The following is a 13,273-nucleotide window of genomic DNA, read 5'->3' on the forward strand; positions in this document are numbered from 1 at the left end:
TGCTCATGACCCTCGCCAACGATCCGATTGTTATCGTCAGTGCCGTGCGCACGCCCATGGGTGGCCTGCAGGGCGATCTGAAAAGCCTGAGCGCGCCGCAGCTGGGTGCTGCGGCGATTCGGGCCGCTGTCGAGCGCGCTGGCATCGATGCCGCCAGCGTCGAGCAGGTGCTGTTCGGTTGCGTGCTGCCGGCAGGCCTCGGCCAGGCGCCGGCGCGCCAGGCGGCACTGGGCGCAGGCCTGGATAAAGGTACTACTTGCACCACCTTGAACAAGATGTGCGGCTCAGGCATGCAGGCGGCGATCATGGCTCATGATCTGCTGCTGGCAGGCAGCGCCGAGGTGGTGGTGGCAGGCGGCATGGAAAGCATGAGCAATGCCCCGTACCTGCTGGACAAGGCCCGCGGTGGCTATCGCATGGGGCACGGCAAGATCATCGACCACATGTTCCTCGATGGCCTGGAAGACGCCTACGACAAAGGCCGGCTGATGGGCACCTTCGCCGAGGATTGCGCGCAAAGTGCTGGGTTCAGCCGGCAAGTGCAGGATGCCTTTGCCATCGAGTCGCTGACCCGCGCTCAACAGGCTATCCAGAATGGTCGTTTCGCTGCTGAAATCGTTCCAGTGGAAGTCACTGAGGGCAAGGAAAAACGTTTGGTTAGTGATGACGAGCAGCCGCCCAAGGCGCGCCTGGACAAAATTGCGCAACTGCGTCCGGCGTTCCGCGAAGGCGGTACGGTCACTGCGGCCAACTCCAGTTCGATTTCCGATGGCGCCGCAGCATTGGTGCTGATGCGCCGCTCTCAGGCTGAACAACGTGGCCTCAAACCGCTGGCGGTGATCCATGGCCATGCGGCCTTTGCCGACACCCCGGCGCTGTTCCCCACCGCGCCAATCGGGGCCATCGACAAGCTGATCAAGCGCACCGGCTGGACCCTGGCCGAGGTCGATCTGTTCGAGATCAACGAAGCCTTCGCCGTGGTCACCCTGGCGGCCATGAAGGACCTGGACCTGCCGCCCGCCAAGGTCAATATCCATGGCGGCGCGTGCGCCCTGGGCCACCCGATTGGCGCGTCTGGTGCGCGCATCCTAGTCACCCTGCTGTCGGCGCTGCGCCAGAACAACCTGCGCCGTGGCATCGCGGCGATCTGCATCGGCGGCGGTGAAGCGACCGCCATCGCGGTCGAATGCCTGTACTGAGGTGAAACATGCTGGTCACTGACGAACAACAACAGATTGCCGACGCTGTACGTGATTTTGCCCAGGAGCGTCTGAAGCCTTTCGCCGAGCAATGGGACAAGGAGCATCGCTTCCCCCGCGAGGCGATTGACGAGATGGCCGGGCTGGGCCTGTTTGGCATGCTGGTGCCTGAGCAATATGGCGGCAGCGACACCGGTTATGTTGCCTATGCCATGGCCTTGGAAGAGATCGCTGCGGGCGATGGCGCCTGCTCGACCATCATGAGTGTGCACAACTCGGTGGGCTGCGTACCGATTCTCAAATTTGGCACAGAGCAGCAAAAGCAGCAGTTCCTCGCGCCGCTGGCCAGTGGCGCGATGCTCGGCGCGTTCGCCCTCACCGAGCCGCAGGCCGGCTCCGACGCCAGCAGCCTGAAGACGCGGGCGCGGCGCGATGGCGAGCACTACGTGCTCAACGGCAGCAAGCAGTTCATCACCTCCGGGCAGAACGCCGGGGTGGTGATCGTCTTCGCCGTTACCGATCCTGAAGCGGGCAAACGTGGCATCAGCGCGTTCATCGTGCCCACCGACTCACCCGGTTATCAGGTGGCGCGGGTTGAAGACAAACTCGGTCAGCACGCCTCCGATACCTGCCAGATCGTCTTCGATGATGTGCGCGTACCGTTGGCCAATCGCTTGGGCGAGGAGGGCGAGGGCTACAAGATCGCCCTGGCCAACCTGGAGGGAGGGCGCATCGGTATCGCCTCGCAATCGGTCGGCATGGCCCGCGCCGCATTCGAGGTGGCGCGTGATTACGCCAACGAGCGCCAGAGCTTCGGCAAAAAATTGATCGAGCACCAGGCGGTCGCCTTCCGCTTGGCCGACATGGCCACGCGCATTGCCGTCGCCCGGCAGATGGTGCTGCACGCTGCGGCCTTGCGCGATGCCGGGCGCCCAGCGCTGGTAGAAGCCTCGATGGCCAAGCTGTTCGCCTCGGAAATGGCTGAAAAGGTCTGTTCGGATGCCTTGCAGACGCTGGGCGGTTATGGCTATCTGAGCGACTTCCCGCTGGAGCGCATCTACCGCGATGTGCGGGTTTGCCAGATCTACGAAGGCACCAGCGACATTCAGCGCATGGTCATTGCGCGCAATCTTTGAAGGAGCAGCCTGCATGTCATTTGAAACCATCCTGTTGGATATCCACGGCAAAGTCGGCCTGATCACCCTCAACCGTCCGCAGGCGTTGAACGCACTGAACGCGCAGATCGTCAGTGAGATCAACCAGGCGCTGGACCAGCTGGAGAAGGATCCGAACATCGGCTGCGTGGTGCTGACCGGCTCGGCCAAGGCGTTCGCCGCTGGCGCCGACATCAAGGAAATGGCCGACCTTACCTACCCGCAGATCTATGTCGATGACCTGTTCAGCGACGCCGATCGCATTGCCAACCGGCGCAAGCCGATCATCGCCGCGGTAGCTGGCTTTGCCTTGGGCGGCGGCTGCGAACTGGCGATGATGTGCGATTTCATCCTGGCCGCTGACAACGCCAGGTTCGGTCAGCCGGAAGTCAATCTCGGCGTGTTGCCGGGTATGGGCGGCACCCAGCGCCTGACCCGTGCGGTGGGCAAGGCCAAGGCCATGGAGTTGTGCCTGACCGGTCGCCTGATGGGTGCTGAAGAGGCCGAGCGCGCTGGCTTGGTGGCTCGGGTGGTACCACAGGCCGAACTGCTGGAAGAAGCCTTGAAGGTGGCCGCGACCATCGCCAGCAAATCGATCCCGGTCAGCATGATGGTCAAGGAAAGCGTCAACCGCGCCTTCGAAGTGACCTTGAGCGAAGGTGTGCGCTTCGAGCGCCGGGTGTTCCACGCAGCCTTCGCCACCGAAGACCAGAAGGAAGGCATGGCGGCCTTCGTTGCCAAGCGCGAGGCGCAGTTTAAAGATCGCTGATGTCATGCAATTGCACGGTCGGCCAGCGCCCCCGTCTTCTGGCCGGGGGGCCGGGCGCGGACTGGCCGTAACCGGATCCGGACAAGGTTCAAGTCGAAAAGAAGTAACGCTGCGCGGCAGCTGCGGTTATCGGCGCGCGATATACCGCAACCGGCCTGCCGGTCACTGGGTCGTTGGCCTGCTGGCCGGCGCTATGGCGCTGCGCCGCCGTCTTCAGATGACCTACGGTGAACTGCGCTCTGGCGGTGTTGTTGGCCGCATAGTGAAAATGCGCGAACCACAGGGTGCGCCCTTGGTAATTGATGGCGTACTCGTCGAGGAAGTCGTCTGGCCTGCCTTTGACCTTGGCCAGGCGAGTGCGTGTCCCGATGGGGCTGACGGTCACCTGATGGTTGTCGATCAGATACTGCACTTCGGCCATGCGAGGGCGCTGGGCAAGCGCGGCGCGAGTTCGCAGGGTGATGGCTTGCTCATCGAACTGCGTGGCCAGGGTGTCGAGCGCCTGGATCATCTGGGCGGCACTCTCACCGTCGCCAGCTTCATCGACCTGATTGTGCTCGGTCAGGCGCTGTTCGATGGCGCTGACCTGAGCCCGCAGTTTGTCGCGCTGATGATGGACCAACTCTTCGAGCTCGATCGGTAAGTAGTTACTAGCGCTGTAGGCGCCAAGCCTTTGCACCTCTGCACGGGCACGGTCCATCAAGCGGGTGCTGTCGCCAAGCAGCTGCGCCAGCGCTTGACGGTTGCGCGCAGGCGCTGCTGGCGGCGCTGCAACCTCACGCCAGGCGCCTTGATCGAGACGGTAGGTTTGCGCCGGGCTCTGCCCGTCGGGGCCGGCAATTTGCACGATGTTGCTGTCATTGGCGCTCGGCTCTCCCAGAAGCAGACCATGCTCGCTGGTCTCGATCAGCCCGGGCAAATTGCGTCGCAGCTGGGCGAGGGTCTTGACTGGAGGATAATTGGGCAGTTCGCCCAGGTCTTGGGTCACCCTGCCGATGACTGAGTCCAGGGCCTGATCCAACCGCGTCAGGGTCTCTAACGCCGCGGGCGTTTGCTCGTACAGTGGCATGAGGTTGCCCAACTGGCGCTTGGCGGCGTTGAATTGCTCATGGATGCTGCGTAGCAGGCGAACCTGCACCTCTTCGCTCAGGTCATCGTGTTCGAACAGCTTGATGCGCTGGCCGATGCCCAGTTGGATGTTGGTCCAGCAGCGCTCCAGCCAGAAAGCGGCGTCGTCGTCAGTCACGCCATGCACCAGAATCATTCGGTTGACCAATGATTCCAAGTGCATGAAACGCAGTATCAGGGCTTTCTCGGGCCCGGCATCGACCCAGCATGCCTGGCGATGTGCATGGGCAATATCGGAGCGAGTGCGGCTGGCCATCTTGCCCAGCTCCAATTGGCGCGCTTTGAGCGCATCGATGTTGCTGATCCTTTGCTCCAGCAACGGCGCCATTTCGTTGAGCCGGTCGGTTGCGTCGGCCAGCTCGGCAGGGCTGAGCACAGCTCCGGTTTCCTGGCGCCGGGCCAGTGCCAACAGCTGTTCGCGCTTGGGCTTCCACAGCTTGCGCAAAATCAGCTCGATCAGTTGCAAGCACAGGCTGTCTTGGTGCAGGCCTTGGGCGCGCACGGTCGCATAATCGGCCATCGGCATGATGGCATTACGGGCGTCGGCGTGGCGCACATGCTCGGACCAGGCTGACGAAACTGTCCTGGCGGTGATCAGGCAGCTATTGAGTACGCTCTGTTCGCTGGTGCTATTGGCCAGGTTGGTGACGACTTTGAGCTTTTGTTCCCACAGTTTGCTGGCAGCCATTTCTTCATCGAGCTGGGCATCGAGTGGTTTGCACTGCTCGGCCAGCCGCTGTTGACGTTGGCGCAGTCGTTCGTCCAATGGCATGCCGCCGCGCAGGCGCAGGCTCAGATCCAACTGCCAGCGCCCGGATTCGTCGCGCCTCAACCACGGGCCATAGGTCTGTTCAGGTGTCTGCGCGGCGATGCGTACCTGGTTCTGTTGAGGATCGAGCATGACCGGGTAGACCTTGCCTTCCACGACCGCCCAGAGCCTGTCCTGATGCAGGTAGAGGCCCCATAGAGGGCCATGGGGGATGGCGCTGCCCAGTTCATGGTAGCTGAGTGTCGACTGCAACTGCGCCAGCGCCGTGCGTTGGATGGCTGACAGCGCAGGTTGCGCCCGTGCCCAGCTGAAATCCAACATGGCAGGCAGTGTCGAGGGCTGCGCCTGGGCAAGCGGCTGATCGGGTTGCAGGGGCTGGACCTCGTTCGGCTGAGCAGATTCATCCAGCTCCAGGCGCATGCGGAACATCGAATGGGAAAACAATAGCATCGCGACATTGAGCAGCAGATTGACCAATGCCAGGCGCTGCTTGCCAGGTTCGGTTTGCGGCTCGAGGTCAACGTACTCGGCCAGGGCCACTTCCATCTGCGCCAGCCAAGCTACCCTGCCCAGGGTCTCACCGGCCAGTGGCAGCAAGGTGTTGAATAGCAGCCAACTGAGCTCTTTCCAACTGTTCCAGCGGGTCTGGGCACTGGTAGCGGAGTGTTCGCGAAAACGCTGGATGGATTCCTCGACACAGCCTTGATACAAGGCCTGAGCCGGGTCACTTGCGGGGGCTTCGGTCGCCAGCTCCACCGGGGGCGGGGCGCCGAAGGGGATGGCGCTGGTGTCATCCAGTGGGTAGAACAGGTGCGGTTCAACGAACCCGCCATGGGCGTATACCTTGCGATCAACGGCCGGCAGCCGCTGCAACAGGTCATCTTGCAGTGGGCCGGGGGTGCTGATGGCAACGAACAAGGCCATGCGGTCGCTAAACGCCAACAGCGATTGGCGATGCAGCGGGCGATACAGCAGGCAAGGTGTATGGCCGGGGCGCAGGGGTTCGATCAACCAGGTATTGAGCGGATGATCGGGGGCTGCCCCTGCCGACTTGATGAAGCCCAGCGGCCTTAGTACCCAACGCAGCGCTTCCTCGACCGGCACTGGGCTGAAGACCTGGGCGATGTGGTCTGCGGCATCGATCCCGATACCCTGGCCACGCAGGTGCAATTCCAGGGCTAGCGTTGGCAGCTGTGAGCGCAGTTGATTGGCCAGCAGACGTTGGCGGTGTTGGCGTTGGGACGGATTATCGAGCAACTTCGTGGTGAGCATCTGTGGGTAGCGGCTGGCGATGTCGAGTTGGGTAACGAGGGTGCGTACATAGGCCTCGTTCATCCATTTCGGCAGTGCCTGCTCGGTGCTGGACAGTAGCTCGACCCGCCCGGGCTTGAGCAAGCCAAGATTGCCGATGGCCAATTGGGCCAGGGACAGTTCTACGCTGCGCACTTCACCAGCGACGAATGGCGCACCCTGTGCGGGGCTGGCGGCGGCAATGGTCTGGTGATTGATGACCCGCACCTGGTTGGGATCCAGCGGCTGGCCAGGGTGATCAAGGTTAAAGCGCGCCGCCAACGCCTGGTTGGCGAATTGCTCGGCAGTGGCGACGTCGTCGAGCCAGAACTGGCCGTTGGCATTCTTGTAAGCCTGTGCCACGTTCAACAGCAGGGTGCTATAGCGCACCAACGTCTGGGCTTGGGCATCGCGTAGCCAATCCGGCAGTTGGCTGATCAAGCCTCGCCGTTGATCGGCTTCACTGGCGCTACACAGGTCGAGCATGGCCGTCAGCCGATCAAGGTCCAGTTCAAGGGTGAGGGCCTGCTGGCGTGTGCGATAGCCTGGAGCTAGCTGATCGATCAGGTTGAGTTGCTGGTTCAACAGGGTGCTGGCCTGAACCTCGAACACCTGCCCCAGCGACGGTTCGATAGATACTTGGCGTGGCAGGTCTGCCGCTTGCGCAGGCCAATGTCTGGTTATGGCGCTGAGCAGTGCTTGGCGCGAAGCGAACGGGTAGAGAATTCCGCCCAAGGTGTACAGCAGGTGAACGTTGCGCTCTGGGCTTTGGCAAGGGTGTTCGATCAGCACCGCGCTGGCCATGTCCTCGTCCATGAAACCGGCCTTGGAAAAGTCCAGTTGCAGGTTCGACACGCTCAGGTTCTCGGCATTGGGTCGCAGATTGCGTTGGACGTGGTCTGGATAGCGCTGTACCAGGCGGGCGAGGCTGTTGGCAAAGGTCGACTGAGCGTTGTCGGGTTGGCTTGCGTCGATGGCCAGCTTGAGTTGCTCTTGCAGGTGGCTGGCGTACCAGCCCCAGGGCGTTTGCCCGCTGCGGTCAAACTGGCTCCAGTAGCTGACCAGGGCCTGTTTGTAGATATCGAGCAAGAACGGCGCACAGGCGTTGATCAGCGTTTCAACCTTGTGCAGGTCGACATATACCTTGCCGCTGGGGTCACCATCCTCGCGCATTGAAAGGCTGTCTTCGCCATCGATCAGGTTCAGGGTACGGCGCAGGCAGAAACGCTCCACGACAACCTGGGGCAGTGGGCGTATCCAGGCAAGGTCGGCTGATTCGCGGCTGACCAGGTAGATGTTCAAGGGATCGTAGCGGTTGCTTATATGCTGCGCAGACCACTGCTGGCGAAGCATACCGGTGGCTACTTCCAGCAGCGTCGGGCGAGAGCTGAAGCGTTTGGCGACCTGGCACTCCAGGGCGCTGTATTGGGCAAGGCGTTGATGCAGATCCATGAGGGTTCCAGCCGTAGTTGATGGACCTGCATCAAGCCTTTGAGCTGGGGTTGATGGGTGTTAACCGGTTGATACCAAGGAACCAGTCAAGTGCGCCCATCGGCTGATTCGTCGGCGCCGCCGGCGTCCCTAGAATCCAGACACCGCCTGTCAGCGCGACAGGCCCAGTCCAGCCGAGGCTCTTCCCATGATCTACGCCGCACCCGGCACCCCCGGTGCCCTCGTTCAGTTCAGATTGCGCTATGGCAACTACATCGGCGGTGAGTTCGTTGCGCCGGTTGCCGGTGAATACTTCACCAATTCATCACCGGTCAATGGCCAGCCGATCGCCGAGTTCCCCCGTTCCGGCGCCGCTGATATCGAGCGTGCACTGGATGCCGCACACGCCGCTGCCGATGCCTGGGGCCGAACCTCGGTGCAGGAGCGCTCGCTGATCTTGCTGAAGATCGCCGATCGCATCGAGGCCAACCTTGAGAAGCTGGCGATCACCGAAACCTGGGACAACGGCAAGGCCATCCGCGAGACGCTCAATGCCGATGTGCCGCTGGCGGCGGATCACTTTCGTTACTTCGCCGGCTGTATCCGCGCCCAGGAAGGCGGCGCTGCCGAGATCAATGACGGCACTGTGGCTTATCACTTCCACGAACCGTTGGGGGTGGTTGGGCAAATCATTCCGTGGAACTTCCCACTGCTGATGGCCGCCTGGAAGCTCGCGCCGGCCTTGGCTGCGGGTAACTGCGTGGTGCTCAAACCGGCCGAGCAGACCCCGCAATCGATCACCCTGCTGGCCGAACTGGTCAGCGATCTGCTGCCTGCCGGCGTATTCAACATCGTCCATGGTTTGGGCCGTGAAGCGGGCGAGGCGCTGGCCACCAGCAAACGCATCGCCAAGATCGCCTTTACCGGCTCCACCCCGGTAGGCTCGCACATCATGAAATGCGCAGCCGAAAACATCATTCCTTCCACTGTGGAGCTGGGCGGCAAGTCGCCGAACATCTTCTTCGAGGACATCCTGCAAGCCGAACCTGCCTTTATCGACAAGGCCGCCGAAGGGCTGGTGCTGGCGTTCTTCAACCAGGGCGAGGTGTGTACCTGTCCGTCGCGGGCGCTGGTGCAGGAGTCGATCTATCCGCAATTCATCCAGGTGGTGCTGGAAAAGATCAAACAGATCAAGCGCGGCAACCCGCTGGACACCGCGACCATGGTCGGCGCCCAGGCCTCCGAGCAGCAGTTCGACAAGATTCTCTCCTACCTTGAAATTGCCGAGCAGGAGGGCGCTGAGCTGCTGACTGGCGGCCGGGCCGAGCGACTTGAGGGTGAGCTTGCCAGCGGTTATTACATCCAGCCGACCCTGCTCAAGGGCAATAACCAGATGCGCGTGTTCCAGGAGGAAATCTTCGGTCCGGTGGTCAGCATCACTACCTTCAAGGATGAGGCCGAGGCGCTGGCGATTGCCAACGATACCGAGTTTGGCCTCGGGGCCGGGGTGTGGACCCGCGACATCAACCGCGCCTATCGCATGGGGCGGGGGATCAAGGCTGGCCGAGTGTGGACCAACTGCTACCATCTGTATCCGGCCCACGCCGCTTTCGGCGGCTACAAGAAATCCGGCGTAGGCCGTGAAACCCACAAGATGATGCTCGATCACTACCAGCAGACCAAGAACCTGCTGGTCAGTTACGACATCAATCCCCTGGGCTTTTTTTGATCGGTACGGGTCGTAACCGGTCCTAAAGTAGCAATGGCAGTGCACCGGAAACGGTGTATCAATAAACGCACCGCAATCTCGTGGTGCCAGAAGAGGATGAACCTATGTGGAAAAAGCCCGCGTTCACTGATCTGCGTATCGGTTTCGAAGTGACCATGTACTTCGCCAACCGTTGATCCTCCAGGCGCCGGTCGCTGTGTGCGGCGGCCGGCGCTCACCTTGATTACAAACCCTGCTGGATGCTTTAGGCTCAGGAACACTACGACAAGAACAATAGGCGTTGCATGAGCCCGAATCTGAGCCAGTTGCGCAAGTTCGTTTCCCCCGAAATCATCTTTGGTGCCGGTTGCAGGCACCATGTCGCCAACTATGCCCGCACGTTCGGTGCGCGCAAGGTGCTGCTGGTCAGCGACCCGGGTGTGGTGGCTGCCGGATGGGTGGCCGATATCGAAGCCAGTCTGCAAGGGCAGGGCATCGACTACTGCCTGTACACCGACGTCTCGCCCAATCCGCGGGTCGAAGAGGTGATGGCCGGCGCCGAACGTTACCGCAGCGAACAGTGCGATGTGATCGTCGCCGTTGGCGGCGGCAGCCCGATGGACTGCGCCAAGGGTATTGGCATCGTGGTCGCCCACGGCCGGCACATTCTTGAGTTCGAAGGGGTCGACACCATTCGCGTGCCGAGCCCGCCGCTGATCCTGATCCCCACCACGGCGGGCACCTCTGCCGATGTTTCGCAGTTCGTGATCATTTCCAACCAGCAAGAGCGGATGAAGTTTTCCATCGTCAGCAAGGCAGTGGTGCCGGATGTGTCGTTGATCGACCCCGAAACCACCTTGAGCATGGATCCGTTCCTGTCTGCCTGCACCGGCATCGATGCCCTGGTGCATGCCATCGAGGCGTTCGTCTCTACCGGCCACGGGCCGCTGACCGACCCGCATGCACTGGAGGCGATGCGCCTGATCAATGGCAACCTGGTGCAGATGATCGCCAGCCCCAACGATATCGCCCTGCGCGAAAAAGTCATGCTGGGCAGCATGCAGGCGGGCCTGGCGTTTTCCAATGCCATCCTTGGCGCGGTGCATGCGATGTCGCATAGCCTGGGCGGCTTTCTCGATCTTCCGCATGGGCTGTGCAATGCGGTGCTGGTCGAGCATGTGGTGGCGTTCAACTACAGCGCCGCGCCAGATCGCTTCAAGGTGATCGCCCAAACCTTGGGTATCGATTGCCGTGGCCTGAACCATGAGCAGGTACGCAAGCGCTTGGTCGAGCATCTGATCGCCCTCAAGCATGCGGTGGGTTTCCATGAAACGCTTGGCTTGCACGGGGTGGGTAGCAGCGATATCCCATTTTTGTCGCGTCACGCCATGGATGACCCGTGCATCCTCACCAACCCGAGGAACTCCAGCCTGCGTGATGTCGAGGTGGTGTATGGCGAGGCCCTCTGAGCCCAGCGCCGATGCCCTGGCTGGGCTGCTGGGGTTGTCCAACCACACCGTGCGCAAGAGCCATTACCCGGAGTTGGCGGTGCGCCTGGAGGAGTTGGAGGCAGAGCGCAATCGCTACAAGTGGCTGTTCGAGCACGCGGTACATGGGATCTTCCAGGCCAGCTTGGAGCAAGGCATGCGGGCGGCTAATCCTGCCTTGGCGCGCATGCTCGGTTTCGATCAGCCGCAGGCGTTGCTGTTCTCGCGCAGCGACCTGGCCAGCTTGTTATTCGACCGTGGCACAGATGAGCTGCAGGAGATTGTCCAGGTGCTCCAGCGCGAGCATGCCCTGCTGGGCTATGAGACCCGCTTGCGCCGGCGTGACGGCAGCAGCATCGATGTGTTGATGAACCTGCTGCTGCGTCCAGATGAGGTGGGCGTAGTAGAAGGGTTTGTCGCAGATATCACCGAGCGCAAGCAGGCCCAGGCACATTTGCAGCAACTCAACGACCAGCTTGAGCTGCGGGTCGCCGAACGCACCAACGAACTGATCGAGGCACGTGACGCTGCGCAAGCGGCCAACCTGAGCAAGGACAAGTACCTGGCCGCCGCCAGTCATGACCTGCTGCAACCGCTCAATGCTGCCCGGCTGCTGATCTCGACCCTGCGCGAGCGGCCCTTGGCCCAGGCTGAAGGGTTGCTGGTCGAGCGGGCGCACCAGGCGCTGGAAGGCGCCGAAGACCTGCTCACCGACCTGCTTGACATCTCCCGCCTGGATCAGGCGGCGATCAAGCCTGATCTGGACTACTACCGCCTGGACGATCTGCTGCTGCCCCTGGATTCGGAATTCCAGTCGGTGGCCGAGGCTGCAGGGCTGGCTTTGCGGGTGCGGGGTGGCCAGCGTGTGGTGCGTACCGATATGCGTCTGCTGACGCGCATCCTGCGTAATTTCTTGAGCAATGCCTGTCGTTACACCGAGCACGGTCGGGTGCTGATGGGCTGGCGCCAGCGCGGTGAGCGGCTGCGCATCGAGGTTTGGGACAGTGGCCGGGGTATTGCTGCGGATCGGCTGCAATCGATCTTCCTGGAATTCAACCAGCTCGATGTCGGCCGCGCTGTCGACCGCAAAGGCGTGGGTTTGGGCTTGGCGATCGTCGAGCGCATTGCGCGGATCCTGGATTGCCGCATCGATGTCCGGTCTTGGCCGGGGCGCGGCTCGGTGTTCAGTATTGAAGTGCCGTTATCCAATGAGCAGCCCGCCCAGGGCAGCCTGTCCCTGCCTCAGGCCCGTGTCGGCGACCCGCTGCCTGGGCGACGCCTGCTGGTACTGGACAATGAGTTGAGCATCCGCCAGAGCATGGCTGCGCTGCTCGCCCAATGGGGATGCGAGGTGGTTACTGCGGGGGATCTGGACGAATCGTTGCAGGTGTTGCAGGATCGCCCTCCAGAACTGGTGCTGGCGGACTTTCACCTTGACCATGGCCTGACCGGCTGCGATGTGGTCCGCGACTTGAGGTCGCACTTCGCCTGCGCCATCCCTGCGGTGATGATCACCGCCGATCGCAGCGAGCAAAGTCGGCGCGCCATGCAGCGGCTCAAGGCACCCCTGCTGAACAAACCGGTCAAACCGGGCAAATTGCGTGCGGTCTTGAGCCAATTGTTAGGGTAGGGCTGGCCATAAGTAGGAGATATCTGGCCGATGGGCGGATTCCGCGTCATTTCGGACAATTGCGGCCCAATCCCTGTTGCCCCGTGCGACGTGTCGCCTTAGACTGCCGCCCCCTGTAAAAGAGTGCCGGTTGGCGCTTGAAGAATTCCGTTGCCCTCGCACTGGCGTGGGCGACATTTGAATCGCCCAAATGCACATTTTTTCATAGAGAAATCGATGACCAAGGAACAGTTGCTGGCCATGTCGGCCGATGACTACATGAACGCTGAACAGCTGGAGTTCTTTGCCCAGCTGCTGCAAGCGATGAAGGTAGATACCCACGAGCGCATCGAGCAGAGCCGCATTACCATTGAAAGCCTGGATACCCCTTCGGACCCAGCTGACGTGGCATCGGTCGAGGAAGAGCGTCACTGGCTGGTCAACGGCATCGAGCGCGACCAGCGCTTGCTGCCGCAGCTGGAGATGGCCCTGGGCCGAATTGGTGACGACAGCTTTGGCTGGTGCGAAGACAGCGGCGAGCCAATTGGCCTGCAGCGCTTGCTGATCAGCCCGACCACCAAGTACTGCATCGAAGCCCAAGAGCGCCACGAGCAGATCGGCCGCCACCAGCGCCAGATCTGATCCAGCGTTTGTCGCATGGCCCCACGGAGCGATCCCTGGGGCTTTTTGCGTTTTCTTGCCCGCCCATGGCCTTTGCGTCGCCGCTGC

General features: G+C 61.9%; 9 protein-coding genes. 8 read left to right on the top strand and 1 reads right to left on the bottom strand.

Going from position 1 to position 13,273, the window contains the following annotated elements; genetic code table 11:
* The first annotated feature begins 5 nt into the window (after nt 1-5).
* From ACF8K2_RS14230 to ACF8K2_RS14240, 3 genes are read left to right on the top strand one after another with little or no spacing between them, the layout of a single operon-like run.
* On the top strand, nt 6-1,199 hold the full coding sequence (locus tag ACF8K2_RS14230; protein ID WP_392465366.1) for an acetyl-CoA C-acyltransferase: 1,194 nt from the start codon (nt 6-8) through the stop codon (nt 1,197-1,199).
* Nucleotides 1,200-1,207: 8 nt separating this feature from the next.
* Nucleotides 1,208-2,335 carry an acyl-CoA dehydrogenase gene (locus ACF8K2_RS14235; RefSeq protein ID WP_186555758.1) on the top strand — a complete coding sequence of 376 codons (1,128 nt, stop codon included), beginning with the start codon at nt 1,208-1,210 and terminating at the stop codon, nt 2,333-2,335.
* 13 nt (nt 2,336-2,348) lie between these two features.
* Complete coding sequence (locus ACF8K2_RS14240) at nt 2,349-3,122, top strand: enoyl-CoA hydratase (protein WP_392465368.1); 774 nt, start codon at nt 2,349-2,351, stop codon at nt 3,120-3,122.
* 88 nt (nt 3,123-3,210) lie between these two features.
* Here ACF8K2_RS14240 and ACF8K2_RS14245 read toward each other — a convergent pair whose 3' ends face one another.
* A complete protein-coding gene (locus ACF8K2_RS14245; protein WP_392465369.1) occupies nt 3,211-7,761 on the bottom strand; it encodes a hypothetical protein in 4,551 nt (1,516 codons plus the stop codon).
* Between the two features lie 187 nt (nt 7,762-7,948).
* On the opposite strand from ACF8K2_RS14245, the gene ACF8K2_RS14250 reads away from it, so the two are divergent.
* The 5 genes from ACF8K2_RS14250 to ACF8K2_RS14270 all read left to right on the top strand — a co-directional run bounded on the left by ACF8K2_RS14250 (nt 7,949) and on the right by ACF8K2_RS14270 (nt 13,186).
* On the top strand, nt 7,949-9,469 hold the full coding sequence (locus tag ACF8K2_RS14250; RefSeq protein ID WP_392465371.1) for an aldehyde dehydrogenase family protein: 1,521 nt from the start codon (nt 7,949-7,951) through the stop codon (nt 9,467-9,469).
* 104 nt (nt 9,470-9,573) lie between these two features.
* The gene (gene pqqA, locus ACF8K2_RS14255) at nt 9,574-9,645 is read left to right on the top strand and encodes a pyrroloquinoline quinone precursor peptide PqqA (RefSeq protein WP_009394664.1); all 72 of its coding nucleotides are present in this window, start codon (nt 9,574-9,576) and stop codon (nt 9,643-9,645) included.
* A gap of 108 nt (nt 9,646-9,753) precedes the next feature.
* Nucleotides 9,754-10,917, top strand: coding sequence for an alcohol dehydrogenase-like regulatory protein ErcA (ercA, locus tag ACF8K2_RS14260; protein ID WP_392465373.1), 1,164 nt, complete (start codon nt 9,754-9,756; stop codon nt 10,915-10,917).
* Nucleotides 10,901-12,565, top strand: a complete 1,665-nt coding sequence (locus ACF8K2_RS14265; RefSeq protein WP_186555764.1) for a NahK/ErcS family hybrid sensor histidine kinase/response regulator — start codon at nt 10,901-10,903, stop codon at nt 12,563-12,565. The genes ercA and ACF8K2_RS14265 overlap by 17 nt, the downstream gene beginning before the upstream one ends.
* A 216-nt stretch (nt 12,566-12,781) precedes the next feature.
* Nucleotides 12,782-13,186 (top strand): TraR/DksA family transcriptional regulator, encoded by a 405-nt coding sequence (locus ACF8K2_RS14270; protein WP_264234918.1) that lies wholly within the window; start codon nt 12,782-12,784, stop codon nt 13,184-13,186.
* Nucleotides 13,187-13,273: the final 87 nt, after the last annotated feature.

Origin of the sequence: Pseudomonas sp. xss_2 (assembly GCF_043104195.1) — a bacterium.
GTDB lineage: Bacteria > Pseudomonadota > Gammaproteobacteria > Pseudomonadales > Pseudomonadaceae > Aquipseudomonas > Aquipseudomonas urmiensis.

Coding starts and splice junctions, on each gene's coding strand:
- ACF8K2_RS14230 (WP_392465366.1), top strand. CDS start 6: ATGACCCTCGCCAACGATCCGATTGTTATCGTCAGTGCCGTGCGCACG.
- ACF8K2_RS14235 (WP_186555758.1), top strand. CDS start 1,208: ATGCTGGTCACTGACGAACAACAACAGATTGCCGACGCTGTACGTGAT.
- ACF8K2_RS14240 (WP_392465368.1), top strand. CDS start 2,349: ATGTCATTTGAAACCATCCTGTTGGATATCCACGGCAAAGTCGGCCTG.
- ACF8K2_RS14245 (WP_392465369.1), bottom strand. CDS start 7,761: ATGGATCTGCATCAACGCCTTGCCCAATACAGCGCCCTGGAGTGCCAG.
- ACF8K2_RS14250 (WP_392465371.1), top strand. CDS start 7,949: ATGATCTACGCCGCACCCGGCACCCCCGGTGCCCTCGTTCAGTTCAGA.
- ercA (WP_392465373.1), top strand. CDS start 9,754: ATGAGCCCGAATCTGAGCCAGTTGCGCAAGTTCGTTTCCCCCGAAATC.
- ACF8K2_RS14265 (WP_186555764.1), top strand. CDS start 10,901: ATGGCGAGGCCCTCTGAGCCCAGCGCCGATGCCCTGGCTGGGCTGCTG.
- ACF8K2_RS14270 (WP_264234918.1), top strand. CDS start 12,782: ATGACCAAGGAACAGTTGCTGGCCATGTCGGCCGATGACTACATGAAC.